General features: G+C 67.9%; 20 protein-coding genes. 2 read left to right on the forward strand and 18 right to left on the reverse strand.

Annotated elements, in window-relative coordinates; all coding sequences use genetic code 11:
* Positions 1–31 precede the first annotated feature (31 nt).
* The 4 genes from POF53_RS03490 to POF53_RS03505 form a co-directional block, all read right to left on the reverse strand.
* On the reverse strand, positions 32–2,425 hold the full coding sequence (locus tag POF53_RS03490) for a TonB-dependent siderophore receptor (RefSeq protein WP_254465092.1): 2,394 nt from the start codon (positions 2,423–2,425) through the stop codon (positions 32–34).
* A 123-nt stretch (positions 2,426–2,548) separates the two neighbouring features.
* Positions 2,549–3,532: a FecR family protein gene (locus POF53_RS03495; RefSeq protein WP_232854865.1), complete on the reverse strand. Its 984-nt coding sequence runs from the start codon at positions 3,530–3,532 to the stop codon at positions 2,549–2,551.
* Positions 3,529–4,062 (reverse strand): RNA polymerase sigma factor, encoded by a 534-nt coding sequence (locus tag POF53_RS03500; RefSeq protein WP_232854864.1) that lies wholly within the window; start codon positions 4,060–4,062, stop codon positions 3,529–3,531. Before POF53_RS03500 ends, POF53_RS03495 begins: the two co-directional genes overlap by 4 nt.
* A 154-nt stretch (positions 4,063–4,216) precedes the next feature.
* Complete coding sequence (locus tag POF53_RS03505) at positions 4,217–4,735, reverse strand: dihydrofolate reductase (protein WP_110735414.1); 519 nt, start codon at positions 4,733–4,735, stop codon at positions 4,217–4,219.
* A 66-nt stretch (positions 4,736–4,801) separates the two neighbouring features.
* On the opposite strand from POF53_RS03505, the gene POF53_RS03510 reads away from it, so the two are divergent.
* Both POF53_RS03510 and POF53_RS03515 read left to right on the forward strand, forming a co-directional pair.
* On the forward strand, positions 4,802–6,181 hold the full coding sequence (locus POF53_RS03510) for a DUF2868 domain-containing protein (RefSeq protein WP_498966384.1): 1,380 nt from the start codon (positions 4,802–4,804) through the stop codon (positions 6,179–6,181).
* On the forward strand, positions 6,174–7,538 hold the full coding sequence (locus tag POF53_RS03515; protein WP_498966386.1) for a GTPase/DUF3482 domain-containing protein: 1,365 nt from the start codon (positions 6,174–6,176) through the stop codon (positions 7,536–7,538). Before POF53_RS03510 ends, POF53_RS03515 begins: the two co-directional genes overlap by 8 nt.
* A 144-nt stretch (positions 7,539–7,682) precedes the next feature.
* On the opposite strand, the gene POF53_RS03520 is transcribed toward POF53_RS03515, so the two are convergent.
* The 14 genes from POF53_RS03520 to tagH all read right to left on the reverse strand — a co-directional run bounded on the left by POF53_RS03520 (position 7,683) and on the right by tagH (position 26,459).
* Complete coding sequence (locus POF53_RS03520) at positions 7,683–8,096, reverse strand: hypothetical protein (RefSeq protein ID WP_498966389.1); 414 nt, start codon at positions 8,094–8,096, stop codon at positions 7,683–7,685.
* Positions 8,097–8,098: 2 nt separating this feature from the next.
* Positions 8,099–9,001: an Ssp4 family T6SS effector gene (gene ssp4 / locus POF53_RS03525; RefSeq protein ID WP_110735424.1), complete on the reverse strand. Its 903-nt coding sequence runs from the start codon at positions 8,999–9,001 to the stop codon at positions 8,099–8,101.
* 140 nt (positions 9,002–9,141) lie between these two features.
* Entirely contained in the window at positions 9,142–10,071 is a 930-nt protein-coding gene (tagQ, locus tag POF53_RS03530) for a type VI secretion system-associated lipoprotein TagQ (RefSeq protein ID WP_198742332.1), read from the reverse strand.
* A 78-nt stretch (positions 10,072–10,149) separates the two neighbouring features.
* Positions 10,150–11,916: a formylglycine-generating enzyme family protein gene (locus tag POF53_RS03535; protein ID WP_498966392.1), complete on the reverse strand. Its 1,767-nt coding sequence runs from the start codon at positions 11,914–11,916 to the stop codon at positions 10,150–10,152.
* On the reverse strand, positions 11,909–13,111 hold the full coding sequence (locus POF53_RS03540) for an FtsX-like permease family protein (protein ID WP_498966394.1): 1,203 nt from the start codon (positions 13,109–13,111) through the stop codon (positions 11,909–11,911). The genes POF53_RS03535 and POF53_RS03540 overlap by 8 nt, the downstream gene beginning before the upstream one ends.
* Positions 13,111–13,815 carry an ABC transporter ATP-binding protein gene (locus POF53_RS03545; RefSeq protein WP_475860379.1) on the reverse strand — a complete coding sequence of 235 codons (705 nt, stop codon included), beginning with the start codon at positions 13,813–13,815 and terminating at the stop codon, positions 13,111–13,113. The genes POF53_RS03540 and POF53_RS03545 overlap by 1 nt, the downstream gene beginning before the upstream one ends.
* Positions 13,815–16,811, reverse strand: coding sequence for a serine/threonine-protein kinase (locus POF53_RS03550; RefSeq protein ID WP_498966397.1), 2,997 nt, complete (start codon positions 16,809–16,811; stop codon positions 13,815–13,817). The genes POF53_RS03545 and POF53_RS03550 overlap by 1 nt, the downstream gene beginning before the upstream one ends.
* A 7-nt stretch (positions 16,812–16,818) precedes the next feature.
* Positions 16,819–17,538: a PP2C family protein-serine/threonine phosphatase gene (locus POF53_RS03555; protein WP_050703375.1), complete on the reverse strand. Its 720-nt coding sequence runs from the start codon at positions 17,536–17,538 to the stop codon at positions 16,819–16,821.
* On the reverse strand, positions 17,535–18,191 hold the full coding sequence (gene tagF, locus POF53_RS03560; RefSeq protein WP_232854856.1) for a type VI secretion system-associated protein TagF: 657 nt from the start codon (positions 18,189–18,191) through the stop codon (positions 17,535–17,537). The genes POF53_RS03555 and tagF overlap by 4 nt, the downstream gene beginning before the upstream one ends.
* Positions 18,188–21,694 carry a type VI secretion system membrane subunit TssM gene (gene tssM, locus POF53_RS03565; RefSeq protein WP_498966400.1) on the reverse strand — a complete coding sequence of 1,169 codons (3,507 nt, stop codon included), beginning with the start codon at positions 21,692–21,694 and terminating at the stop codon, positions 18,188–18,190. Before tssM ends, tagF begins: the two co-directional genes overlap by 4 nt.
* Positions 21,691–23,007: a DotU family type VI secretion system protein gene (locus POF53_RS03570; RefSeq protein ID WP_498966402.1), complete on the reverse strand. Its 1,317-nt coding sequence runs from the start codon at positions 23,005–23,007 to the stop codon at positions 21,691–21,693. The genes tssM and POF53_RS03570 overlap by 4 nt, the downstream gene beginning before the upstream one ends.
* Before the next feature lie 178 nt (positions 23,008–23,185).
* On the reverse strand, positions 23,186–24,520 hold the full coding sequence (gene tssK, locus POF53_RS03575) for a type VI secretion system baseplate subunit TssK (protein ID WP_203648699.1): 1,335 nt from the start codon (positions 24,518–24,520) through the stop codon (positions 23,186–23,188).
* 15 nt (positions 24,521–24,535) lie between these two features.
* Positions 24,536–25,036, reverse strand: coding sequence for a type VI secretion system lipoprotein TssJ (gene tssJ, locus POF53_RS03580; RefSeq protein WP_186712079.1), 501 nt, complete (start codon positions 25,034–25,036; stop codon positions 24,536–24,538).
* 49 nt (positions 25,037–25,085) lie between these two features.
* Positions 25,086–26,459, reverse strand: a complete 1,374-nt coding sequence (gene tagH / locus POF53_RS03585; protein WP_498966405.1) for a type VI secretion system-associated FHA domain protein TagH — start codon at positions 26,457–26,459, stop codon at positions 25,086–25,088.
* Positions 26,460–26,748: the final 289 nt, after the last annotated feature.

A 26,748-nucleotide genomic window follows, 5' to 3' on the forward strand; every position in this document is an offset into this window, starting at 1 on the left:
AGGGCTGCAAAGCAGCCCCGGCGATCCAGGCTCAGTACGCCGCCCGCAACGACAACGTGAAGTTGCGCGGCTCGCCATAGAAGTTCGAGCCCCACGCACTGTCCACACGCTCGTAGTACACCCGGTCGAACAGGTTGTTGGCGGTCAGCGTCGCCGACAGATGCTTGTTGAAGCGATACCCCACCTGCGCCGTGGCCACGCTGTAGCCGCCCTGGACGAAGTCCACGCCATTGCGCGTGTAGTAGGTGGAACTGACCACCCGCACGCCGCCACCGACACTGAACCCTTCCAGCGGCCCATCGGCGAACGCATAGCGCGTCCACACGTTGAAGTTGTGCTTGGGCGTGATGCTGATGCCCTGATAGTCGGCCTGGCGCCCCGACTCCAGCCGCGTGAAGGCGTAGCCGGTGCTGACGCTCCAGTTGTCGGTCAGGTTGCCGGACAGCTCGGTTTCCCAACCCTGGCTGCGCACCTTGGCCTGGGCCTCGTAGAACGGCGTCTGGCCGATCTGCTGGGCGCGATTCTCGTCGTAGATGCGAAACACCGACATGCTGCCGTTCAGGCGACCGTCGAAGAACTCGCGCTTCAGGCCCAGCTCGTACTGCTTGCCCTCGCGCGGCTCCACCGTGCTGTTGCCGCCGGCCATCTGCGTCTGCGGCTTGTAGACGGTCGTGTAGCTGGCATACGCCGACAGCTCTGGGGTGAGCTTGGCGACCAGCGCACCGTAGGGGATCACCTTGCGCCGAACGCTACTGTGTGGGTCGGAGAATTCGTTGAAGAACGGGTTGGCGTTGTGGCCATCGCTGTCGAACCAGATCACCCGGCTGCCGAGGATCACGTCCAGCCAGTCGTTGGCACTGACCTTGGTACGAGCATACAGCCCGTACTGGTTCGACTTGGACGAGTTGCCGTTGTCCATCACGTAATCGATCCTGGGGATGTCGATGCTGCCCGGGTCGAACACGTTGATGTCGAACCACTCCCGGCCACCGTAGCGGAAATCCTTGTCCACATGCTGGTAGTCGGCACCCACCGTCAGCTCGTGGGTGCGCCCGAACGCCTCGAACGGTCGCGTCACGAAGCTGTCCAGGCCCAGGGTCTTGATGTGGGTGTAGTAGTTGTAGGCCACCGCCGAGCTGGCACCGGTCTCGGGGTTCACCGAACCATCGGTCCAGGTGAAGTCGCGCGTTGGCGTCTCGGCGTCGCGGTAGGTCAACGAAGTCTTGAACTGGCCGCCGTCGTCCAGCGCATGATCGACCTCGAAGAAGCTTTCCCAGACCCGCTCGTCCAGTTCGTTCCACTTGGCGTCGACGAAGGTCGAGCGCTTGACGTCGAGCAGCTTGCCGCTGTCGTAGGCCGGCAGGCCGAACGCGGGCACCGACTTGTTGCGCTGGTAGGCGCCGCCCAGGGTCAGGGTGGTGGCCGGCGACAGGTCGTATTCCAGGCGCCCGTACATCATCGGGCGCTCGTTCTGGGCGTAGTCGACGAAGGCCTGGTTGTTCTCGTAGGCGGTGATGAAGCGCCCGCGCAGGCTGCCGTCGCTGTTCAGCGGCCCGGTGACATCCACCGTGGAGTGGTAGCGGTCATAGGTGCCCGCCGACAGCTCGCCGGACAGGGCGAACTGCCCCAGCGCGCGCTTGCGCACCAGGTTGATGGTGCCGCCGGGCTCGCCCGCGCCCTGATACAGGCCGGACGGCCCGCGCAGCACTTCGACGCGGTCGTACATCGCCAGGTCGAAGGCCGTGGCCATGTCGCCCTGCCCGGTGGGCTGGGTGACACCATCGACCTGCACCATGTCGACCGGGAAGCCGCGCATGTACACGTCATTGAGGTTGGAGCCGGTGTTGTAGCTCTTGATCGTGGTGCCGGTCACCTGCCGCATGGCATCTTGCAGGCTGTTCATGTTCTGGTCGTCCAGGCGTTGGCGGGTCATCACCGAGACCGACTGCGGGATATCCTTGAGCTTCTGCTCGCCCTTGCCGATGGTCAGCGCACCCGTGGTGTAGGAACCCGAACCTTCGGTGGTGGCGCCCAGCTGGCTGCTGTCGATCTTCACCGCACCCAGTTGCAGTGGGTTGTCGCCCGAGGTGCGCTGGCGCTCCAGGGTGACGCTGTCACCGTCGATGTAGGCGGCGCTCAGGCCGGTGCCCTGAAGCAGGCGGGCCAGCGCCTGGTCCTGTGGATAACTGCCGCTCAGCCCCGATGAGCGCAGACCCTGGGTGAATTCGCCCGGTACCAGGACCTGGATCCGTGTGACCGCACTGAAGGCCGCCAGGGCCGAGTCCAGCGACTGCGCCGGAATGTCGAAACGGTAGACCTGCGCCTGGGCGGCGGCCTGGGCCTGGGCCTGTCCAGGTCCGGGCAGCGCGGTGCTGCCAAGCGCGATGGCAAGGCCGAGCACGGCCCGAGTGGCGGTGGTTTTCATCAGTGAGGCTCCCCGAGATCATTCAAGTCATCGACTGGCGCGGCACTGTCTGAGAGTGCTTATTATTTGCGCCTACGAAATCAAGGACGTCGGTCGAGCGGGAATCCCCGAAAATATTTTCAGTCAGCCTTCACGAAGGATGCGCAGGTAGGCCGTGTACTGTTCGGCGCGCACGCCCAAGGTGTGGGTCAGGGCCTTGAGCACGGCATCCGGCTTGTCGATGTCGAACACCCCGGAAACCTTGCGCTGGCGCAGGCCGTCGCCCAGCACCAGGGTCTGCCCGGGCCAGTAGCGGTTGAGCTCGGCAACCACTGCGCCCAAAGGCTGCTGGCTGAACACCAGTTGCCGCTCACGCCAGGCGAAAGCCCGTCCAGGCTCGAAGCCATGCACCACACCCGGCCCGCTGGCCGTGTACTCCACCGCCTGCCCGGGCTCGAGGAACACGCCCTGGCCGGCGCCGGCACGGACCTCGACCTTGCCCTGGGCCAGTTGCACACGGGTCTGTCCATCCGCCTCGGCGACGCTGAAACGCGTGCCGACCACCCGCACCCAGCCCTCGCCGGCCCGCACCACGAACGGCCGGGCCGGGTCGCGGGTCACCTCGAACCAGGCCTCGCCGCGCAACAAACGGACACGCCGCTCGTCCGCAGCCAGCTCGACCTGCAGGGCGCTGTCGGTGTTGAGCTGGATCCGCGAGCCGTCCTCCAGCTGCAAGCTGCGCGTCTCGCCAGTGGTGGTGGCGTAATCGGCGCGCCAGCGGTCTGGCCAGGGTGTTTGGACGACCAGAACTCCCAGCAGCAGCACGGCCGCGGCAGCACTCGCCAGCTTGGGCCAAGTGCGCCGCCGGGGAGCACGCCAGGCGGTCTGCTGCTGCTCGCGCAGGCGCCTGGCCGGGGCTTGCAGGGCGCCCAGCAGGTCGAGCACTTCCTCCCAGGCCTTGGCATGAGCCTGCCCCTGCGCCCGCCAGACGGCGAACGCCTGGCGTTCGGCCAGGGTGACGTCCTCGGCGTGCAGGCGGTAATACCAGGCCGTGGCTTCGGCGAACAGGCGCTCGCTTTCGGGCAGGTCGCTCATGGGATCGGTCGCACTCTCGGGATGACGGCTCATGGACGTTGCCCCCTCGCGTCACCGGCCAGCCGAGCCTGGATGAAGGCACGGCAGTCGAGCAACGCCCGCCGCAGCTGGTACTCGACGCTGCGTGGCGTGACCTGCAGGCGCTCGCCGATCTCGCGGTAGGTGCAACCGTCAACATGATAGAGCAGGAAGATGTGCCGGGTCGCCTCGGGTAGTGCCTGGATCGCCGCCTGCATCAGCGCCTGTTCCTGCTGCGCGGCCAGCTGGTCTTCGGCACCGGGTGTGTCACTGGCCAGCTCCTCGCTGGGCTCGCCGCCATCCAGGCGCTCGCGGCGAATGGCCTGGCGCTGATGATCGCGCACCAGGTTGCTGGCAATCGTGAAGAGGAAGGCCGGCAGGTTGTCGATCTGCTTGTCGGCGGGCAGCCGCGCCAGACGCAGGAAGGACTCCTGGGTCAGGTCGGCGGCCACCTGGGTGCTGCCGGTGCGCCGTGCAACGAACGCCTCGAGGGCCTTCTTGTGCTCGGTGAACAACCGGGCGATCTGCTTGTTCCACGAAGACACGGCACATCCTGGCTCTGAGTCTCAAGAGGAGCGAACGCTAGCAGAAGATGATATTTGTTCGCAATTGTAACTACCGCGCTTCACCACGGCCGCCCAGCGCAAACCTGTAGGAGCGGGCTTGCCCCGCGATGGGCTGCGCAGCAGCCCCAGGTTTTCAGACCTTGTCCCAGACTTCGAAGTGATAAACCGGCCCCTGCCCCTCGGCAGGTTGCGGCTCACTCGAGCTCAGTTGCCACTGTCCGCGATCGAACGCTGGGAACCAGGCATCGCCCTCCGGCGACAGCTCCACCCGGGTCAGGTACATCCGGCTCACCAGCCCTTTATCCAGCGCCTGCCCATACAGCTGCGCGCCACCGATCAGCATCAGCTCGCCGACGCCCTGCTCCCGCGCCCACTGCTCGGCACGCACCAGGGCTTCCTCCAGCGAAGCGAACACCTCGGCACCTTCCAGTTGCAGCCCGGACTGACGGCTGACGACGATATTCAACCGCCCCGGCAGCGGCCGGCCCAGCGAATCCCAGGTCTTGCGCCCCATGATGATCGGCTTGCCCAGGGTGGTGGCCTTGAAGTACTTGAAATCCCCCGGCAGGTGCCAGGGCATGGAGTTGTCGATGCCGATCACACGGTTCTCGGCGAGCGCCGCGATCAGGCTGAGGGGGAGTGATGTGTTCATGCCGGCGAGGATAGCACCGGGCGCGTGGGTTATGCTTCTCCCCTGACCTGTGCAATGGAAGAGCTTGTGACGGCACCGACTCCACTCGACAAGCGCTGGCTCACCGAAGCGGTGCGCCTGCGCGAGGAACACGCCGGTCCCCTGGAGGACCAGGAAGCCAACCGTCGCGCCCGCCAGCAAGGCGGCGACCTGGCCACGCGCATCGAGGCCCGCGCCCTGTGGCTGGCCGAACGCGACGGCATGGACACGGCACTGCGCCACTGGAAGCAGGGCGCGCGCCTGGCGTTGCTGGCGCTGATGGTCCTGGCCGTGCTCAGCGGCGCCGGCCTGGGCCTGGCGGCCCTGGGCGACGGGCAGCGCCCGGTGAACGTATTCTGGGCCCTGGGCAGCTTGCTTGGGCTTAACCTCATACTGCTCTTCGGCTGGACCGTGGGCTTCTTTTTCGCCGGCGAGCAAGGCGCAGCGCTGGGCCGCCTGTGGCTGTGGCTGAGCGAGCGCCTGGCCCGTGACGCCAAGGCCGCGCAACTGGCCCCGGCGCTGCTGGTGCTGTTGCAGCGCCAGCGCCTGAACCGCTGGTTGCTCGGTTTGCTGGTACATGGCTTGTGGCTGCTGGCGATGCTCGCCGCGCTGGGCATGCTCCTGGCCCTGCTGGCGACCCGGCGCTACGGGTTCGTCTGGGAAACCACGCTGCTCGCCGCAGAACCGTTCATCACCCTGACCCAGGCCCTTGGCGCCCTGCCCTCGCTGCTCGGTTTCGCCGTGCCGGACGAGGCGATGATCCGCGCCAGCGGCGACACCCTGCCGGCACTCGACCTGGCCCGCCAGGCCTGGGCCAGCTGGCTGCTCGGCGTGGTGCTGGTCTTCGGCCTGCTGCCGCGCCTGGCGCTGGCCGCGCTGTGCCTGTGGCGCTGGCGCCAGGGCCGCGAGCGGCTGGCGCTGGACCTCAACCTGCCCGGCTACGCCCAGCTGCGCGACGCGCTGATGCCGCGCAGCGAACGCATCGGCGTGCAAGACCCCGCCCCCGACACCCTGCCGCGCTTCGAAGCAGGCCAGCTGGAAAGCGGCAGTAGCGGCGCCTTGCTGGTCGGCCTGGAGCTGGACGACCAGCGCCCATGGCCACCCACCCTGCCCCGGTCGGTCACCCACGCCGGCGTGCTCGACAGCCGCGAATCACGCAACAAACTGCTCGAGCAACTGAGCCGCTTCCCTCCGGCGCGCCTGGCCATCGCCTGCGACCCGCGCCGCTCGCCGGATCGCGGCAGCCTGGCGTTGCTCGCCGAGCTGGCGCGCAATGCCGGCGCCACCCGCATCTGGCTGCTGCAGGCACAACCGGGCCAGGCCCTGGACGCGGCACGCCTGGGCGACTGGCACGAAGCCCTCGACCGTCTGGGCCTGGCCCACGCCGACACTTCGCCCGTGACCTGGCTGGAGCATGGCCATGACTGAGCCGCTGAAACTGGCCGTGGTCGGCCACACCAACGTCGGCAAGACCTCGCTGCTGCGCACCCTGACCCGCGACGTCGGCTTCGGCGAGGTCTCGCACCGACCCAGCACCACCCGCCATGTGGAAGGCGCACGCCTGTCGGTGGACGGTGAGCCGTTGCTGGAGCTGTACGACACCCCTGGTCTGGAAGACGCCATCGCCCTGCTCGACTACCTGGAGCGCCTCGAGCGTCCGGGCGAGCGCCTGGACGGCCCAGCCTGCCTGGAGCGTTTTCTCCAGGGTAGCGAGGCGCGCCAGCGCTTCGAACAGGAAGCCAAGGTGCTGCGCCAGCTGCTGGCGAGCAACGCCGGCCTCTATGTGATCGACGCCCGCGAACCGGTGCTGGCCAAGTACCGCGACGAACTGGAAGTGCTGGCCGGTTGCGGCAAGCCGCTGCTGCCGGTGCTCAACTTCGTCGCCAGCAGCCAGCACCGCGAGCCCGAATGGCGCGAGGCCTTGGCGCGCCTGGGCCTGCATGCGCTGGTGCGTTTCGACAGCGTGGCCCCACCCGAGGACGGCGAGCGCCGCCTCTACGAAAGCCTGGCACTGCTGCTGGAAGATGCCCGCCCGGCGCTGCAACGGCTGATCGACGACCAACAGGCCCAACGCCTGGCCCGCCGCCACAGCAGCAAGCGCCTGGTCGCCGAGCTGCTGCTCGATTGCGCCGCCTGCCGGCGCAGCGTCGAGGCGGAGCCTGCCGCCGAGGCGCGGGCCATCGAAGCCCTGCGCCAGGATGTGCGCCAGCGCGAACAGCGCTGTGTCGAGGCGCTGCTCAAGCTCTATGCGTTCCGCCGCGAGGACGCCAATGCCGGTGACCTGCCGCTGCTTGACGGCCGCTGGGGCGACGACCTGTTCAACCCGGAGACCCTGAAGCTGCTCGGCGTGCGCCTGGGCAGCGGCGTGGCGGCCGGTGCCGCGGCGGGCGCGGGCGTGGACCTGTTGGTGGGCGGCCTGACCCTGGGCGCCGCCGCGCTCGCGGGCGCCATCGCCGGCGGCGCCTTGCAGACCGCGCGCAACTACGGCTCGCGCCTGATGGGCAAGCTCAAGGGCCAGCGTGAGTTGACGGTGGATGACGCCGTGCTGCGCCTGCTGGCGTTGCGTCAGCAGCAGTTGATCACCGCCCTGGAAGGGCGAGGCCACGCAGCGCAGGACAGCATTCGCCTGGCGCCCGCGGACGACAAGGGCTGGCGCGAGGGCAAGCTGCCCGAGGCGCTGCGCAAGGCCCGGGCGCATCCGCAGTGGTCCACGCTCAATACCGGGGCGCGAGTCAGCCAAACCGAGCGACAGGAGCAACTGGAAGCCCTGGTGGCGGACTTGTAATCCGATCACAGGGCCAGCCCGCTCCCACCAGATCAGTACAGGACCGTCCTTGTAGGAGATTACCCAGCCCTTCAAGCTGCGCTGTCGCGCAGGGAACAACGTTATAAGCATCACCCGCGTGGGAGCGGGCTTGCCCCGCGATAGCTAGCGCCGCGCCATGCGCAACGCCACCAATTGCCGCCGCATCTCCCGATGCCGCTGGCTGTTGAACACCAGCAGCGCGAGTAATGGCAGCGCCAGCAGGATTGCCAGCAAGACAGCATTCACACCACTACCGAGCAAGCTCAACGCCATCAGCAAAGCGACAGTCGGCACAGGGAGCACCACCCATACAGCCCAAGTGAAGCCCCGGACCATCGCGAAATGCCCGGCGCACAGCAGCAAGACCAGCACTGCGCTGGATATCATGGTGAACGACGGATTGTCCGGATGATTGCGCCAGTGACTGTCAATCCACAGGGTCGCTGACAACGCCGTCGACATGAGGCAAATGAAAAAGCCCAGCAAGAACGTCGGAAAGTAACGGCGCATGAAGGTCTGGAACGCTGCAGGTTTCATCGTTACTCGACCTCCTCGTAAAGCCCCACGGCGATGCTCTGTACCGTGGCACTGCCAGCCAGGCCGAAGGTAGCGCCGAGCGAGTCACGCATCAGGGTCTTCGTGGCGTGGCTGATCTCGGTCGGGGTGTAGCGCTTGGTCATGGTCCCTGCCGCCTGCCGCAACTTGATCTGCTTGGCCGTCAGGCTCGGATGCCTGATAGACAGCAGCTCGTCGGTCAGCGCCTTGCGCTGCTGACGGCTGAGACTCCTGGACAACTCCAGCCAGCTACGCCCGGTCGCGGCCTTGTGCACCTGCAGATACTTCAACGTGCTCAGGCCCGACGCGCCGACACCCAGCAGCGAGACGCCATCAAGCACCTTCGAGGCGGCCTGGTACCACTCGCTTTCATCGAGGGCATCGTTGGCCGCCGGATTGGTCACTTCGCGTACCGTGCGCATCACACCGATACCGCACTGAATGCTGCTGGCGGTGGCTGCGGCGCCACCGATGTAGGTCAGCACCAGGCTGGTGCCACCGGAAAAGGGCGCGGCAATAGTGCCACTGAACACCACGAACCAGCCGATCACCGCGCCTGCACAAGAGAGGGTCGTGTTGACCGCCTCCTTGACCACCCGCGACTCGCGCGGATTGTGCTGCAATTGCTGGGTGTACTGGTCAGGGGTCTGGTATTTCTTGATCTCGCGCAGGATCACGCGCTTGGGACGGATACTGCAGATCGGCTGGAACTCACGCAGGGTGACGACGTTGTAGTCGGCGTCGATGTACACCACACCAGCACCGACGATACGCGGATCAGCGTCGATGGCCGCGAACATCTGCGGCAGGTTGATCCGCCCCTGGATGCGCTGGCGTGCGAGGAACTGGGAGTTGTTGGCCAGGGAGTTGACCAGAAGATCTGTCACGGGGTGGTTTCCTTACACAAACAGCAGCTGTATCGCGTTCTCTGTGGGAGTGGGCTTGCCCGCGATTGCGCCGGTACATTCACCATCGCAATCGCGGGGCAAGCCCGCTCCTACACAGGTCGGCGAGCGGCTTTAACGGATCACACGTTCGGGCACGGCACCGGCGCCCAGTCACCCATGTCCGGGTTGCGGCACATGGCGTTAACCTGGTCGGTACCGGCCTTGGCCACCTGCTGGGCCTCGGCTTTCTTGCCGTTGGCGTTCTGCAGGGTCTTCTCGGTGGCCACGGCTTCCTGCGGCACGTCCTTGGTCACCTTCTTGGCCGGCTGGACCTTCTTCACGTCCTTCTTCTTGCCGGTGGTCGCCACTTTCGGCGGCTCGGCCACGGCAACCACGTCGGTGCGCGCGACGCCAACCTGCTTGAGGTCCTGCTCGTAGGCCTGGGTGTAGTTGTTCAGGTTTTCACCCAGACGCCCGTTCACAGTGGTCAGCAGGTTGTTCGACTCCTGCAGGCCGGCGACGATCTCGGCCAGGCGCTTGCGCCCCTCGGTGTCGTTGATGCGGCCAGACTTGCGGTTCTGGATCAGGCTGGCGAACTCGCGCTGGTAGCAGGACTGCGACGACTTGGCGTAGGCCGTGGTGCGGTCCAGGTCAGCGGCGCTCTTGTCGATATCGGTGGCGTACGAGGCGATGCGCTGCTTGTCGTCGCTGATCTGCTTCTGACGCTCGGTGTAATAACCGGCCGCGCCACCGACCAGGGCGCCACCGGCGGCACCGATGGCGGCGTTGCGACCACGGTTTTCCTTGTCGACCAGGGCGCCGGTCAGGGCACCGCCGACCGCGCCGAGCAGCGCGCCGGTGGCGACCGAGCGGGTCATGTCACCGTCGGTGGAGCGCAGGTGCTGCACGGGCTCGTAGCAGTTGGGGTAGTACTCGACCTTGGTCGTGGCGCCGACCTTGGACACGGGCGAGCTGGCGCAACCGCTCAACAGCACGGTGCTGAAACCGGCTGCCAGCAGCAGCGCGGTACGGGCCTGGGATGCAGTGATCAGGGGTTTGCGGGTGAACATGGTCTGGTTTCTCTTCTTGGGTTTCTCGGTATCCGGGGGCTTCGTGCCACCCGGGAGTCCTTTCTGTCGAAGCTGTCCTTAGGGTCGCGGGGCGGCCGATGCCAGCAGCTCCTTGAGGATCGTCGCCGGATCGGCCCGCCGGTTCTGGCGGTACTCCCCGACGTGGCGGACGAACAGGGTGGCGCGGGTCACCAGGCTGTTGCCCAGGACCGGCTTGCGATTGAGTTCTTCCTTGACCCGCTGGAACTGCGCCTGGATCACCGCGTCGGTGTAGCGCGTGCCGCTGGCCAGGTTGTCGATGTAGATCGCGACGGCGCCGTCGAGGGCGGCGCGGCCATTGGAGATGGCGGCGCCGTACATGCGCGCGCTGGTCTGGTCGCCCGAGGCCTCGGCCTTGGCCTGGGTGGCCTGCAGGTTGGTCAGGCGGATGTTGTAGTTGTTGACGGTCTCGGCCACCAGGGCGGCGGACTGGATCAGGTTGCCGGCGGCCTCTTCACGCTGACGGGCGATCAGCGAGACGTTGCGCTTGAGCTCTTCGTTGACCAGGCCGAGCTCGGCCTGCTGGCGCGGGTCGGTGGCGGCGGCGATGATACTGTCCAGGCGCTTGGTCGGGTCCTGGGCGGCGTCGATGTCGTCGGTCAGGCCGGCCAGCCGGCCTTCCTTCTGCCACTGCTCGAAAAGCTCCTGGTAGCGCGAACGCGGCGCCGACAGGGCGCCGATGGCTACGCGAAAGCCAGTAGTCTCGTTGCGCTGCTCGGTGCCGTCGGCGCCGAACAGCGGGTATTCGCGGCGCATGCCGGTGAACAGGGTGCCCTCGCCCTCGAGGTAGTTGCCGCCCTTGACCACGAAACCACCGTAGGCACCCTGCAGACGCCCGGCGTTGACCAGCTGGAACGACTCCTGGACCATCTCGGCGGCGTTGCCGATCACATCGAACAAGCCCAGCGGGTTGGGCTGCCTGGTACCGATCGGCATCAGCCGCGCCGCCTGCCCGGTGCCACCGGCGACCTGGTTGAACACCGCGAAGTCGGCCAGCGGCCCTTCACTGTCGGCACCTTCGACCTTGCGCGGGAACAGGCGCCCTTCCAGCTCCTGGCGGCTGACCGCCGAACCGCCACGGGCGGCGAACTCCCACTCCACTTCGGTGGGCAGGCGCACGAAACCGGTGCCACCGTCCTCGGCCTTGCTGCCACGGCCACTGACCGGCAGCAGGTCGCGATGGTGCTTCATCAGCCAGGCACTGTAGACGGCGGCGAAACGTTCGGCCTCGAAGCGCGACAGCTTGACCTTGGGCAGGCGGCCCGCCGCGTCGTTGCTCGCCTCGCAGGCCGGCGCCGCGTCGCCGCCGGCCAGCGACGGCGCCTGGGCCATCACCTGGGCGTACTGGCGGGCGGTCACTTCGTACTTGCCGATGAAGTACATCATCGGCGTAAGCGGGCTGCCTTTGTCAACCTTCGGCAGGCTCGGGCCGACCGCCTTCTGCCACTGCGGCGCCAGGTCCTGCAGGCTGAACTGGCCGTTGATGAAATCGCGTCGGTAACCGGAGATGAATGACTGCTTGTAGCCGGCCTCGCCTTCGCTGAACGGGTAACCGAGGTTGACCTCGCGGTCATCGAGGCTGCCCTGGGCCAATACGTAGACGCTGCGCAGCACCAGTTCGCCGCCACAAGGCAGCGGCAGGCTGACATCGCCCGGCAACGGCTTGGGATTGTCGAACTTGCTGTCGGCCCCGGCCTGGGGCTGCCCGGCCGGCTTGGCCGTGTCGTCGCCATCGGCCGGGGAGCAGGCTCCCAGGCTCAGCGCGGTGAGGATCAGGGCGGCAGCCCCGAGGCGGCGATCAGACATCACGTATTCCTTGGCAGGCCTCGATGCGCGCCACCCGCCAGCCGCCCAGGGCGGCGGCGGCAGTGCTGGCCAGCAGCACGGCACACAACGCAACGAGGTAGTGCATGGGCAGCAGGTGGCTGGCGAACTCGCCGGGCACCTGCATGAAAAGTCGGTTCAGGCCGTGCTCGGCCAGCAGGTACAACAACCCCGCCACGGCGGCAGCCAAAAGGCCGCTGTAGAGCGCCTGGAGCACAACGAACAGCAGCAACGCGGCGGTGCCGAAGCCCAGCAGGCGCAGCACCGCCAGCTCGCGCTGCTTGCGCTCCACCGCCGCCACCGCGCCCGCGGCGATGGCCGCCACGGCGCCGGCCACGGCCAGGCTGGCGATGATCCAGAACACCAGGTCGAGGTTGCGGCTGAGCGACTGCACCTGGGCGATCTGTGCGGCCTGGGTCGAGACCAGCAGCTTGCGTTCGGCGAAGAACTGGCGCAGCGGCTCGACGTCGGTCAGTTCGCGGGCGTACAGACGAAATGCCGGGTACACACGTTGCGCCACGCTGCCCTGCGCCTCGCCCTGCCACTCCAGTGCCGGCACCGCGCGGCCATCGCGGTAGTCTTCGACAGCCTCGAGCAACTGCAACGATGCGAACAGGCCATCGCGCTCGAACGCGGCCAGGGGCAACACGCTGAGGACCTGCAGGCGCGTCTGGCGCCATTGCATCTGCCCGGCCTGCTGGCGGCTGAAGCTGGCCTGCAGCTCGTCTCCGGCCCTGGCGCCGAGCTTTTCCGCGGCGGTAAAGCTCAGCACCACCTGTTGCAGCCCCGCCGGAGGAGCGACCTGCGCCAGCAAGGGATCGCCCTCTGCGGTGGGCAGCATTTCAACCGTCAGGCCACGCCCGTGGGCGGGCAACAGCAGTTCGGCGGTGGCGGCGATCTGTCGGGTACGCGGGATGGCGAAGGCCACTCCCGGACGCTGTGCCAGTTCGTCGATGAACTCGGCGCGAAAGCGTCCACCGCCCAGGGGAATGATCTCGCGCACGCCCGGGTCGCGCTGCAGGCGCTCGGTCAGACTGCCGACCAGGCCGAACTTCAGGCCGAACAGCACCAGCAGCGGCGCGATCACCGCCACCAGCGCCAGCACGCCGCACGCCGACAGCCGCGCATCGTTGCGGTAGTCCTGCCAGGCCAGCCCGGCGATCAGCAGCGGGCGCATCAGGCGGCCCTCTCCAGGGTTGCCGTGACGCCGCCGTCGGCCTCGCGCCGGCAGGCCATGCGCAGCACCGTCAGCCCGGCCTGGCGGGCCAGGCCTTCGTCGTGGGTGGCGACCACGCAGGTCACCTGGCGCGCTTCGGCCTCGCGCAGCAACAGCTGCATCACCCGCTCGGCGTTGACCGGGTCAAGTGCTGCGGTCGGCTCGTCGGCCAGCAGCAGCGTCGGGGCATGGACCAGGGCACGGGCGCAGCTGACCCGCTGGCGCTGGCCAAGGGACAGGGCGGCGGGTTTCTTGCCCAGTTGATCGTGCACGTCCAGCGCTTCGGCCAGGCGCTCGACGCTGCCGTCATCGTCGAGCCCCAGCAATTGGCGCGGCAGACGGATGTTGCCGCGCACATCGAGAAAGCCCAGCAGCCCGCCCGCCTGCAGCACGTAGCCGAGGTGCCGACTACGCCAGCTGGCCAGGCGGTCGAGCTGTCGGCCGCGCCACAGCCCGGCGACATCCTCGCCGCCAAGGACGAAACCCTCTGCCGCATCCGGCGCCAGCACCAGCGCCAGCAGGTCGAGCAAGGTGCTCTTGCCGCAGCCGCTGGGGCCGACCAGCGCCACCCGCTCACCCACGGCCAGGTGCAGCCGGTCGACCTGCAGGCTGTAACGCTGGGCACCCTGCCCGCGCGTCTTGCGCACCCCGTCCAGGCGGATCATCACGGCAACGTCGACAGCGGGACACGGTACAGGGCGTCACCCGGCTCGGCTTTTCCGAAGCGCACCCAGTTGGCCATGTCGTTGTGGAAGGTCTCGTACAGGCGGATCTTCGAGTCCAGCTCGTCGATGAAGTCCTCCTGCTCGGCCACCGACAGCGACAGCCACAGGTCCTGGGTCATGCTCAGGGACTTGCTGCGGTACGGCAGGCCATCGAGGTACTCGCCGAGCACCCCGCCCTGGGCCAGGTTGGCGCCCTTGCGCAGGGCGCCGGGGTCGCGGCTCATGTAGGCGCTGGCGCTGGCGATCTCGTTGAAGAAATCGCCCGGCGAGCTGCGGGTCTTGCGCGCGGCATCGACGATCAGCTTGAGCGACTGCTGCAGGTCGTTGAGCTGCAGCTTGGTGAGCATCACGCACACCTGCAGGGTCGGCAGCGTCGGGTTGGTCAGGTCGCGGTCGGCGGTCCAGGCGCTGACCAGCTGCGGCGCCTGGCTGGCGCCATGACGGCCAAGGAAGTCCATGTGCATGGCGTAGCCGATGGCCTGGGACTTGGCCGCCAGCCCCGAGGCCGAGGTCAGCAGCGGCACCGGCTGTGGTTGCCGGTTGCGCACCTGGTGCACCAGCTCGGCGAAGGTCGAGCCAATCTCGCGCACGCGCTCGCCGAACGCGCCGACCTCGCCCCCCGGCACGCCGACGTAGAGATCGCCGATCTGCGGGTTGCTGTCGGCAGTGAGCACGCGGTACTGGCTTTCGGCCGCGCCGTGGTTCTTCACCCCGGCCGGGGTGCGCAGGTGCAGGGCGTAGATCTTGATCTGCTTGCTCAGCGCCGCCTGGCGCACTTCGGCCTCGTTCATCTGGGTGCTGCTGAATGGGTCATTCTTGCGCAGTGCGCCGGCATCGCTGACCAGCAGGATGAGGCGTCCACCGTAGCCGGACCAGTCCATGCCCTCGACGGCCTGCATCACCCCGGCGAAGGCGTCCTCGTTGAACGAATGGCTGGAAACGCTGGTGGCCCTGACCTGCGAGGCGGCCTTGAGGAAGCGCGCCGGATCCCGGCCCTCCTCCAGGCTGACCAGGGTCTTGCTCAGGTACTCGAGGCCCGGGGTGCGCTTGACGCTGTTGCGAAACCCCACCAGGCCGAAGCTGACGCTGTCCAGCTCGCCCCGGGCCGCCAGTTGCTGCTGCAGCTCGCTGACCACCTGGCGCACACGGTCGATATAGGGCTGCATGGACACCGAGGTGTCCACCACCAGGACGATGCCGGTGCGGAAGCTGTTGTCGCCGACCGCCGCCACGCCGGCCGCCTTGGGCGCGCTGTCGCGGGCACTGGCGCCGGGGTCGATCGAGGCGATGTTGAGCAACTGCACCGGCTGGCCGCCGACGTCGAAGCTTTCGCGGTAGTCGAAGATCGGCATCAGGTAGAACTGGTTCTGCGGCACGGCGCTGGCCGTCGGCTCCAGGGCCACCACCTGCGGCACCTGGTCGGGGTGGTTCTGTGCCTTGAGCAGGCTGTCGCGGGCCTGGGCGGTGTCGTCGAGCAGGTGCTGCACATCGTCCACCTGGCGCATGAACATCACCGGCGAGCGGCCCGAGCGCTCGGTGAACTTGAGCACCAGGCTCTGTTTCCAGTCGCTGGTCTGCGCGGCCGGCAGCCAGCCATCGCGCTGGCCGTCGCTGGCGGCGCCGACCTGGACCCAGGCCTGGCCGCCGACATCCTTGCGCTGGTAGACGTAGAGCACGGAGAAGGCCGGCAGTTTCTCGCCCGAGGCATCGCCGGGCTCGGCCACCAGCTGGGCGTCGGGCTTGGTCAGCACACGCTGGAACAGGGTCTTCTTGCCGGGCATCAGCAATGGACGGCCATCGTCCGAAGCGGCAACAGGCGTGATCTTGGGTTCGGCGGGGGCCACGCTGGTGGCGGGCGTCTGCGCCACCGGCGTTTCAGGCGCGGGCGCGTCACTGCCGCCGAGCAGCCAGAAGAAAGCGCCCCCCAAACCCAGCGCCGCCGCGATCGCCACCGCCAGCACGGCCTTGGCCGGTTTGTTCGATCCGGACTTCACGACGGGCGCGGGCTTGGGTTCGGGCCGCCGGGCAGGCTCGCCCACGGGAAGGGCCTGCGGAATGTCGATGGACACCGGTTGCGGGATGGCTGGCGGCGGGAGCGGCAGCGGGCGGACCAATGTGCTGTCGTTGTCCTCGACCGGTACCTGCACCGTCAGGCGGTCCAGCGCGGCCAGCAACGCCGCCGCGTCGGCAAAGCGCTCGTTGGGATCCTTGGCCAGCAGGCCACGCAGGATGTCCTGGTAGCGGCCGTGCTCGATGGGCAGTTCCGGCAGCGGCTCGGTCAGGTGCGCCAGCGCCGTGGACAGCGCGTCGGTGCCGCTGTACGGCAGCTTGCCGACCAGGATCTCGTAGAGCACCACGCCCAGCGCATACAGGTCGGCGCGGCCGTCGATCTCCATGCCGCGCGCCTGTTCCGGGCTCATGTAGCTCGGCGTGCCGACGGCGAAGCCGGCCTGGGTGAACTGGGTGCGGTCATCCAGTGACTTGGCGATGCCGAAGTCCGACAGCACCGCAGTGCCGTCGGCGCGGAACAGGATGTTGGCCGGCTTGACGTCGCGGTGCACCAGGCCCTGGGCATGGGCATAACCCAGCGCCTGGGCGATCTGGCGCACGTAGGCGAGGCCCTGCTCGGGCGTCAGCCCATCGGCGATGCGCTCCTTGAGCGTGCCGCTGGGCAGGTACTCCATGGCCATGTAGTACAGCTCGCCGACATTGCCGATGTCGTGGATGGTGGCGATGTTCGGGTGCGCCAGCCGCGCCAGGGTGCGTCCTTCGCGCAGGAAGCGCTCGCAGAAGGTCGGGTCGGCGGCCAGGCTCGCAGCCATGATCTTCAGCGCCACCTTGCGTTCCAGGGAACGCTGGGTGGCGAGGTACACGCTGGCCATGGCGCCCTGGCCAAGCTCGCGATCGATGTCGAATCCGGGGATCTGCATGTCCATGTTGTCTTCAGTTCACCTTGACGACCACAGCGGTGATGTTGTCCGGCGCGCCACGGGTCAGCCCCAGGTGCACCAGGCTGCGGACCACCTCGTAAGGGTCGGCGTGGCCGAGCACTTCGGCGATCTCGTGGTCCTCGGCGGTCTTGTTCAGGCCATCGCTGCACAGCAGGTAGGTGTCGCCGGGCCGCACCTGCAGGGCCACGGCCTGCAGGTCGAGGTCGTCCTCGACGCCGATGGCGCGGGTGACGATGTTGCCGCGCGGGTGCACCCGCGCCTCGGCCTCGTTGAGCAGGCCGCTGTCCTGCAGCTCCTGGACGTAGCTGTGGTCATGGCTGAGGCGCTCGATGCGGCCATCGCGCAGGCGGTACAGGCGACTGTCGCCGGCCCACAGGCCAATGGCCTGGTCGCCACGCGCCGCCAGCACCACCACCGTGCTGCCCATCATTGCCACGCCGCGGCGCACGGTTTCCTCGCGCACGATGCCGTTGACCCAGGCCAGGCCATCGCGCACCTCGCCGCTGAAGTCGTCGAGCGAGTCGAGCATCGGCAGGCTGCGCAGGCTGTCCATGGCCAGGCTGCTGACATAGTCGCCCGCCGCATGGCCGCCCATGCCGTCGGCCACCGCCCACAGGCCAGCCCAGGTCAACTCCAGGCAAGCGTCCTCGTTGATCTTGCGCACCATGCCGACATGGCTGTAGCTGGCCGCTGTGTACTGCATGTCGGTCATTCGGTCCGCGCCTCGCTACCCAGTAGAAACCCGGCGAAATCCTCGCTGCGGGGCAGACCCGCGCAGCGCATCAACCCCGGGGCGATACGTTCGGAACCCCTGCCCCACCAAAGGCTCATGCCCTCACAGGCGCATTCGGCCAACGCCAGCGCACGCCCCTGCGGCGTGGTCGCATCCAACCGCTGCACCCCACCGACAGTCACACGCGGTCCCTGTAGGAGCGGCCTCGCGCCGCGAAAAGGCTGCAAAGCAGCCTCAAAACCCTCAAAGGCCGCCCCAGGCTCAAGCGTCGCCAGCAATGCCACCTCGACCGCCTCAAACCACTCCTCGGCCCCGGCCACCACAGGCGCCAACGGCTGCTCCGGCTCCAGCACCTGGGCCACGGTCAGCGGAAAATACCGCCCGACCCGGTCGATGCTCGGCATCAGCACACCAATGACCGCCTCGGGCCCGCACAACCCCGGCGCCAGGGCGAATCGCCACAAGGGGCTGACCAGGTAGGCCTCGAGCCAACGCTCGCCCAGCGCCTGCTGGCTGGCCTGCATCCCCGCCGCCAGCCACTGGTCCCAGGGCTGGATGAAGCTGTTTGGAAGGCCGCGGCTGACGAAGTCGCCGCGGCTGGCCAGTTTTCCGTAGAAACCCACGTCGTTCACAAGTGCTCCGGCAGGCTGAAACCGCTGAGCACTCGGCTGCGGAACGGGTTGAAGGCGCTGCTGGCGCGCAGCTCGTAGGACACGCTGGCGCCATCGACGCGCAGGCGCAGGTTGAAGCGTTCCGGCGAGCTGCCGGCCACCAGGTCGGACTGGTCGAGCAGGCGGAACCAGGCCCAGGGGCCTTCCACGGTCAGGCCGGAACGTCCGGTGGCCGAGGGCGGCGAGATCGACAGGCGCACCACGCCGATGCTGTTGGGGTTCGGCCACTGCAACGCCACCGGCCGGCTCGGTCCGTGGTCGTAGCTGACCTGCTGGCCATCGAGGTCAAGTAGGAACTGGGTGATGGTCGCATCCATCGCCACCGGCTTGAGCTCGAAACGCACGCCCGGCTGCACACCGTTGCTGTTGCGGAAGAACGCATCGCGGATGCTCGCCGCGCGCTGGAAGGTGTACAGCACGTTGCTGTTGATCCCCAGTTTCTGCGCCGCGCCCGGTTGCCAGCTCCACGGCGTGCTCGAGGTGTTGACGTAGGGTTGCAGGTACTTGCGGAAGTAGTTGTCCATCACCCCGCCGACGCCGAAGAACAGGCCGAAGTCCTCCAGGGTGGCGTCCCGCGCGCTGCCAGCCACCAGCGGATAACGGCCGCTGAGGGACTGGCGGTAGACGTTCACCACTTCGCTGGTCCAGGCGGCGTTGAGCTGGTTGCGCACGCCGCCCATGACGATGTTGTGGGTCGAGCCGAGCACCGAGCCCACCAGGTTCTGCACCACCTTGGGCTGGCGCGCGGCGCCCAGGGCGACACGCTGCGCGGCGGCCTGGGCCTGGTTCTTGGCCTCGCCCAGCAGCGCGTCGCCGCTGGCGCCGACCATGGCACTGACCTGCACGTACAGGGCGTTGAGGTCGGTGAGCAGGCCGTCGATGGCCGCAGGCTGCCCTTCGCCGGTTTCCACCAGCGCAGCCAGTTCGGCGAAGTGCGCGGTCACCGGGTCCACCTCACGGGCAGCCGGGTTGTCGCTCGGCAGCGGCGCATCGCCGAGCAGGCCGCCGAGGCGCTGGCGCAGCTGGTCGACACCGGCCTGCTCGGCCTTGGCCTGGACCTTGTCGAGGGTGGTCGGCTGCGCCAGGTTGGTCTCCTTGGCGACCGCCTGCAGCAGTTTCTTCATCGGCGAGGTCGGCCCGGACAGCACCCGCAGCACATCGGCGGCCTGGCCGACGCTGGTGATCGGCACGAAGTCCAGGTCCGCCAACAGCGCATCCCAATGACGGATATAGTCCTGGTAGTACAGCTGCAGCACATCGTCGGCCAGGCGCTTGGCATCGCCCGATTCGCTGGCCTCACGGCCCAGCACCCAGCGCTCCTCGGCCAGGGTCTCACTGTGGGCCAGGCTGGCGGCGAGGAACGCCTTGCGGTAGCCCTCGACGGTGAAGATACCCGGCAGCGGCTCGCTCAGCGGCTTGCCGTTCTTGAAGCGGAACACCAGCGCGGCGTCGCGACCGGCGGCGTCGCTGACCCGGAAGTCGCCGACCCCGGCCGGCAGCTTCTGGCGCTTGACCCGATCGTAGACGCGCTGGGCAACCGGCAGCTGCTGCAGCTGGCGACGGGTGTCGTCGATCAGGCGCTGGTCAAGACGGGCATTGGGCGGGCGCTTGTCGAACAGCGCCGCCAGGTGCTGCTCCAGGGCCTGGCGCAGGTCCGGAGCGAGGTCGCGGGGCAGGCTGCGCTCCCAGTCGAGGGTGACCCAGGCCTTGATGAACTCGGCGTCGTAGTGTTCGCCGTCGGCCAGCATCAGGTAGGCCTTGAGCCCCTCGTAGAGATAGTCGGACGGGCCGCCGGCGTACAGCTGCTCCTCGATGCGGGTAACCAGGCGCGGGGCGAAGATGGCGATCAGCAGCTTGCGGTAGACGCTGTCCGACTCGCCTTCGAGCATGTCGCCCTGGTACAACCCCAGGCCCTCGGCCCAGCCGGGCGGATCCTCGGCCAGGCGGCGCACGCCGTTGAGCAGCGGCAGCACGTCGACCACGTTGCGCTGGGCCGGGCTCAGCTCCTGCACGCTCCTGCCCAGTGGTTTGAGACGGCCGTCGACCTCGGCGATGTACTGCTGGTTGGCCCGGTAGCTCAGGGTCCACAAGGTGCCGACCACCAGCACCAGGGCCACGCTCAGGGCCAGGGCGCCGCGAGCGATCCACTTGCGCCGCTGCTCGACCTTGGGGTTGCTGCCGACCAGCCCACGCTCGGCGAAGGCCACGGCGCTGAACAGCTTCTCGATGAAATAGCTGCGCCCGGTGCCGTTCTGCCGCGCCAGGTGGGCACGGTCCAGGCCCATGCTCTGGGCCATGCTGCCGATCAGGCGATCGATGGGGCTGCCTTCCTGGGTGCCACTGGTGAAGTACACACCGCGCAACAGGGCGCGCGCTTCGAAGGCGTTGGGCTTGAAGATGCCGTCGAGGAAAGTCTTGAGGTTGCCGCGCAAGGCGGCGAACTGCTGGACGAAACCGTAGACCAGGTCGCGCCGCGCCGGGTCGCGTTCCTGTTGCAGGCGCTCCACCAGACGCTGGTTGAGGCGCTGCTCGAGCAAGGCGAACTCGCTGCCGAACTGGGCCAGCGGGCCATCGCCGTGCAGGCCGTCATCCAGGGGGAAGGTCATGCCCCACACCTGGGCGCGCTCTTCCTTGCTCAGGCTGTCGAAGAACTCCATGAAGCCCGGCACCAGGTCGAGCTTGGTCAGCATCAGGTAGATCGGGAAGCGCACGCCCAACTGGCTGTACAGCTCCTGGATGCGGGTGCGGATCGCCGCCGCGTGGGCGGCGCGCTCGGCGTCGCTGCCCAGCAGCAGGTCGGACAGGCTGATGGCGATGAAGGCACCGTCGATGGGCCGACGTGAACGCTGGGTCTTGAGCAGGTCGAGAAAGCCCAGCCAGGCCGCCTTGTCCACCTGGGCATGGCTGTCCTGGGTGGTGTAGCGGCCGGCGGTGTCCAGCAGCACGGCCTGGTCGGTGAACCACCAGTCGCAGTTGCGCGTACCGCCCACGCCACGGATGGCGCCCTCGCCCAGCTGCGCCGCCAGCGGGAAATGCAGGCCGGAGTTGACCAGCGCGGTGGTCTTGCCCGAGCCGGGCGGACCGATGATCACGTACCACGGCAGCTCGTACAGATTGCGCCGCTCATCACCGCCCAGGCGCGCCTTCTTCAGCAGCGTCAGGGCCTCATCCATGCGCTGGCGCAGGGTCGCCAGCTCTTCGGCGGTGGCAACGCCGGCAGGGTCAGGCGCGGTCTCGGCAGCCAGGCTCTGCATCACCTTGGCCGCCTGGCGCCGGGCCTGGACGATGCGCCACACGCGGTAGGCAATCCACACCGCGAACAGCAGGACGATCAGCACCAGGCGCGGCGCGACCGGCACCAGCGCATCGAGCAGCGGACCGAGGAACCAGATGATCAGGCTGAGGGCGAGCAGGCCCAGCACCGGGACCACCCAGCGAATGACAAAACTGAAAAACGCCTTCACTCGACGCCCTCCGCCAGAACGGTGATTTCAACCCGGCGATTCTTCGCCCGGCCCTGCGCGCTGTCGTTCGACGCCAGCGGCTCGGTGTCGCTCAGGCCCTGGGCGCTGAAACGCCCGGGCTGGCCGGTGCGGGCGGCGAGCAGGTTCTTCACCTCCTCGGCACGGGCCTGGGACAACGCCCAGTTGGACGGGAAGCGCAGCGTGGCGATGCGCTGGTTGTCGCTGTGGCCAGTGACTTTCACGTTGCCCTTGACCTTGGCGACGGCTTCGGCGATGCGCAGCATGAGCGGTTCGAAGTCACCCTTGATGCTGGCGCTGGCCGAGGCGAACAGCTCGTCGCCGCGGATGGTCACCACCGAGCGGTCCACCGCATCCTCCACGGCGACCCGGCCGGCCTTGATGTCCTCAGCCAGGAAGCCGGCCAGACGCGGGCGCTCGACAGGCTTTGGCTGCACCACCGGGCGGTCCATGGCCTGCACCGGGATCTCGCCCAGGGCATGGATGCCACGGAACACCGGTTCGGCGTCGGCGGCCAGCTTCAGGCGCAGACCGAACAGCACCAGCAACAACAGCGCGAGGGCCAGGGCCAGGCCGACCCAGGGCGGCACGAACTGCGCCAGGCGGTCACGGGTCACGGTGACGCCACGCCAGTGCGGCGAAAGCTCGCGCTCGATATCGCCACGGGCGCTGCGGATAGTCGCAGCGGTGCGCTCGCGCAGGGCCTCGAGCTGGGCACGGCCACCGTTCATCACCCGGTAGCGGCCTTCGAAACCAAGGCTGGTGCACAGGTACAACAGCTCCAGCAGGTGCAGGCGCTCACGCGGACTCTGCAGGCAGTGCTCCATCAGCTGGAACACCTTCTCGCCGCCCCAGGCCTCGTTGTGCACGGTGATCAGCAGGCTCTGCTTGCCCCAGTCGCTGGCGCTACCCCATGGCGTGCTGAGCACTGCTTCATCGAGCGCGGTGCACAGCGCGTAGCGCGCCAGCAGCACCTCGTTGCGCGCGACCCCGGCGGCCTCGGCGCGCTCCTCGAACTGGCGCAGGTAGGCCAGCAGCTGCGCTCGCAGGCTGGCCGGCGCCGGGTGGGCAATGGTATTGCGCAGGCGGGTGAGCAGCGCCAGCAGCGGGCCGGCCGCCTGCTCCAGCGAGTTCAGGCCCGCCGCCTGGCCCGGCGCCAGCGGTTCGACCGGCACGTTCAGGGGCGGTGGCGGCGCCGCCTGCGCAGGTCCGGGCGCGGCCGGTTGCGGGCCTCGGCCACCGGGGCGCGGCATGAACTGGGTGCGGTCATTGGCCAACGGATCGTCCGATTGCATCGCGGCTTAGTCTCCGGTCCTTGGATAGAGGGTGGAATTGGGGGCCGCGTTGCGGCCCTTTCGCGGCACAAGGCCGCTCCTACAGGCGTTCGCGCTCCCCTGTAGGAGCGGCCTTGTGCCGCGAAAGGACCGCAACGCGGTCCCGGCATTCTCAAGTCGAGCACCCGGCATCACGGCATCACCCCCGAATCGCCCAGAAGGCCAGGTTCAGGCCGGGGAACTCGCCGGCGACGTAAAAGGCGAAACCACCGGAATGCTGCAGCTGCTTCCAGTGTTCGCTCCCCCGGTCGAGTTCGAAGTAGGTGGAACCGGCATGGAACGGAATCTGCCGTGGCGCCACCGGCAACGGCAGCAGGCCGATGCCCGGCAACTGCAGGTTGACCAGGTCGCGGATGTGCTCCACCGCGCCGATTTTGCTCTGCTGGCCGAAGCGGCTGCGCAGGGTCTCGCTGGGCACATCGGCGCGCACCACCAGGACGAAGCTGGCGCTGTCGAGCAGGCTGCGGTCGGCCAGCATGCCGACATGGATGCCGTAGGCCTTCTCGACCAGCGGGATGGCCACGGCCTTGCTGTCGATCAGCATCGACAGGGCCTCGCGCAGGGCGGCCAGCACCGGGGCGAAGGTGGCCGCCAGGTCGTCGTGCTGGTACACAGGATATGCCTCGGGGCGGCGACCTTCACGGGTGAAGGTGGCGAACTCGCCGGCCAGGGCCACCAGCTCGCTGTACAGCCGCTCGGGGTGCAGCGGCGTCAGCTGGTTGAGGTGCTCGACCAGCGGCTGGGCGCGGTTGACCAGTTGCAGCAGCATGAAGTCGGCGATCTCCGAGGCACCGCCGTTGGCCGAAGCCACCACGCGCCCGGCCAAAGCCTCGCCGCGCTGGTGCAGCAGGCCAAGCAGTTCGCCACGGAACCCCGACAGCAGGTTGCTGGCGGTCACGTCGAGCAGCGGCGGGATGTAACCGTCATCCAGCACCAGGGCACGGTCGGCGCGCTTCTCCCGGATGCGCACCACGCCCAGTGCGGCATAGTCGCTCAGGCCGTCCTCGGCGCGCAGCAGGCGCAGGGCGCGGCTGCCCAGGGCCAACGGCGCGCGGTTCTCGAACGGGGCGTTGTCGTCGCGGACTTCGCTGATACGGCTGACATAGCGCGCGCCGTCGGGCGTTTCACCGTCGTCGACGGTATCGCGGGCACCGGCGCGCTTGAGCGGCAGGCCCAGGTAGATCACGCCGTTGCGCAGGTCGTCGGGAATTTCCAGCGGCGCAGGCGGCAGGTCGTCACGCGGGATATCGAACGGCGTGCCGTCCGGCAACAGGCCACGGGCGCTGAGGATCGCCAGCTTGCCCTGGGCCAGCAGGCCCTGGTCGACCAACAGCTCGGAAAAACCCCAGGCGGCGGCGCTGAGCGGCCGGTTGCGGGCGTCGACGAAATTTTCCAGGTAGCGGTCGTGCTGCTGGAAGTGCTGGGTGGTGATGAACATCCCTTCCGACCAGACCACGCGATTGTTCCAGGACATGGGTTCTCCGATTGCCTAGCGGGCAGGCTCAGGTTGTGGGGTGGCCACGGCGCTGCGCACGGCGCGCACATCGAGGCTGATCTGATAGTCACGAGGCGGCACCGGCAGCACGCTGCGCCACTGGGCCTGGTCGACCTCGCGGTAGCCGACCACCAGGCCGACCTGGCGCGTGGCCGGGTCGAGCGGACGCTCAAGGCGCAGTTGCTCGCCGGGCTGGAGCAGGACCTCGTCCTGGTCGATCAGGTCGGCGGCCAGGGTGGCCTGGGCACGCTCGGCCAGGGCGAAATAGTCGGCGCGGGCGAAGGCGGCGCTGTTCTTCAACTCGTAGATGCGTACCCGCACCGGCGCGGGCGTGCCACCAGCGCCCGGGTTGAGCCCGGCCGCGGCACTGAAGTACAGGGTGATACCCGTGGCCGCCGGCGCCGCGTCGGTAACGGCGGGCTCGACCGGGCTGTCCTTGCTGCAGGCACTGAGCAGCACCATGGCCAGGGCTGCGATCAGTCTCGTTGCACTCATCCTCGTCCTCATGACGTCCTGTGTTCTTCCTGTGCTCCAGGCGTTAGCCTCAGGAGCGTTGAATGCGTTGGCTATGGGCCTCGTAGGCGCGACTGAACTCGCGACCGAACAGGTCCTGGAAGTCGTCTTCGGCTTCCCGGGAAATCTGGCTGTAGAGCTCGGTGAACTGCTGCCAGCAGTGGGCCTGGCGCGAACCGCCGAACAGCTTGGCCAGCCCGGCGGCGGGCGCCAGGCGCTGCTCCAGGCGGGCCGGCTCGAAGCGCTCGAGCAGGTGCTTGATGGCCGCCTCGACACCCGCCATCACCGCCAGCTGGTGGGCGCGCAGGTCGTCGAAACTGTCGCGCACCGCCTGGTCCGGGGCCATGAACGCCTGGTTGCCCTCGCGCAGCAGCAACAGCAGCGCTTCGTCGGCGTTGGGGGCGAACTTCAGCGGGTTATTGCGCACCGGGGCGATGGTGGTCTGCTGCATGCGGAACTCGCCCTTCAGGCTGCTGCGCGCGCGCAGCACGTCGATCAGACCCTCGACCATCAGGCGGTAGCTGCGCCCGACCGCCTCCATCTGCGCGGCGGCATCGGCCGCGTCGATGCGCAGGTGCTCGATGCCCGCGCCACGCAGGAAGGCCTGCAGCAAGGCATCGCCGGCGCCAACCGGGTCGGGCGCAGGTGCCGACACGGCGGTGGGCGCCGGCATAGGCGTGACGACCGGTGCCACCGGCGCTTCCGGCTCTGGCAGGGGCGGCGCGATGACAGGCGCAGGCTGGAGAGCAACGACCGGCGTTTCGTCGAGCAGGTTCCAGTCATCGGGGATCATGCCCGGCGCGGCGGGCATGGCGGCCGGCACTGGCGCAGGCGGCGGCGCCACTGGCGTGGGCGGACGGAAGTCATGCTGCTGGGCGGGGACATGATCCGGCTGGCTGACCGGAGGCACAGTGGATGGGCCAAGAAAGTCGAACAGGTCCGGCAGGGTATCGTGGCTCGACGCCCCCTGCAGGAATGCGGCCGGCGCGCCGACGATGGGCGCGCTCGGGGCGGCCACCTGGTTGGCCATCAGGGCTTCGAAACTGTGGGCTTGCGGCTGCCCGGCGAGCGGAATCGACAGGCCTGCGTCGATGCGCGCCTGGATTTCGTAATCGCCAATTCGAATAACTTCGCCATCCATCAGCGGCTCGCTGTTACCGCGACGCAGGCGAATACCGGCATGCACCAGTTCCACGCCGTTGGTGCTGTTATCGGTCAAGTAATAGCGGCCATCCTTGAACTGGATCACACAATGTTTCGAAGAAACAAGGCGTTCCGGATCGGGAAGTACCCAGTCATTATCCGCCGCACGACCTACGCTGATGGCACCGTTTTCCAGCAACTTCTCCGGGCATTGCCCAGGGGTGATCTTGTGATAACTGGTAATGGTCAGGCAAAGTGCCATCACGCCTCCTTGCATATATATGAAACACTCACACATCCATTTGAGTGGATTCGCGAGCCCGACCCCGCTTTCCGGTTAAACCCTTGTAAATACTGGGCCTCACACCGAAATTCGCTTCCCGGAAAGGTCGTATTAAACCCTATCGGCAAGGCACTTTGATGGCACCTGACCAATGGACACGAATACCTGCCAACTGGTTCACAGTCGCCCTTCGCGGCGCGTAGCTTACCTTGACAGCAATTTGGAAATAAACCATAAATGCGCAACTTAAGAGTGCCAAAGTGATATC

Origin of the sequence: Mitsuaria sp. RG (assembly GCF_028369275.1) — a bacterium.
Classification (GTDB): Bacteria; Pseudomonadota; Gammaproteobacteria; order Pseudomonadales; family Pseudomonadaceae; genus Aquipseudomonas; species Aquipseudomonas peradeniyensis.

Excerpts from the sequence above, each read along its gene's own strand:
- POF53_RS03555 (WP_050703375.1), bottom strand. The coding sequence starts at position 17,538 with ATGACCGACATGCAGTACACAGCGGCCAGCTACAGCCATGTCGGCATG.
- tagH (WP_498966405.1), bottom strand. The coding sequence starts at position 26,459 with ATGGCACTTTGCCTGACCATTACCAGTTATCACAAGATCACCCCTGGG.
- tssK (WP_203648699.1), bottom strand. The coding sequence starts at position 24,520 with ATGTCCTGGAACAATCGCGTGGTCTGGTCGGAAGGGATGTTCATCACC.
- POF53_RS03505 (WP_110735414.1), bottom strand. The coding sequence starts at position 4,735 with ATGAACACATCACTCCCCCTCAGCCTGATCGCGGCGCTCGCCGAGAAC.
- POF53_RS03545 (WP_475860379.1), bottom strand. The coding sequence starts at position 13,815 with ATGATCCGCCTGGACGGGGTGCGCAAGACGCGCGGGCAGGGTGCCCAG.
- POF53_RS03550 (WP_498966397.1), bottom strand. The coding sequence starts at position 16,811 with ATGGACATGCAGATCCCCGGATTCGACATCGATCGCGAGCTTGGCCAG.
- POF53_RS03540 (WP_498966394.1), bottom strand. The coding sequence starts at position 13,111 with ATGCGCCCGCTGCTGATCGCCGGGCTGGCCTGGCAGGACTACCGCAAC.
- POF53_RS03535 (WP_498966392.1), bottom strand. The coding sequence starts at position 11,916 with ATGTCTGATCGCCGCCTCGGGGCTGCCGCCCTGATCCTCACCGCGCTG.
- POF53_RS03520 (WP_498966389.1), bottom strand. The coding sequence starts at position 8,096 with ATGAAACCTGCAGCGTTCCAGACCTTCATGCGCCGTTACTTTCCGACG.
- POF53_RS03495 (WP_232854865.1), bottom strand. The coding sequence starts at position 3,532 with ATGAGCCGTCATCCCGAGAGTGCGACCGATCCCATGAGCGACCTGCCC.
- POF53_RS03570 (WP_498966402.1), bottom strand. The coding sequence starts at position 23,007 with ATGCAATCGGACGATCCGTTGGCCAATGACCGCACCCAGTTCATGCCG.
- POF53_RS03515 (WP_498966386.1), top strand. The coding sequence starts at position 6,174 with ATGACTGAGCCGCTGAAACTGGCCGTGGTCGGCCACACCAACGTCGGC.
- POF53_RS03490 (WP_254465092.1), bottom strand. The coding sequence starts at position 2,425 with ATGAAAACCACCGCCACTCGGGCCGTGCTCGGCCTTGCCATCGCGCTT.
- tssJ (WP_186712079.1), bottom strand. The coding sequence starts at position 25,036 with ATGAGTGCAACGAGACTGATCGCAGCCCTGGCCATGGTGCTGCTCAGT.
- tagQ (WP_198742332.1), bottom strand. The coding sequence starts at position 10,071 with ATGTTCACCCGCAAACCCCTGATCACTGCATCCCAGGCCCGTACCGCG.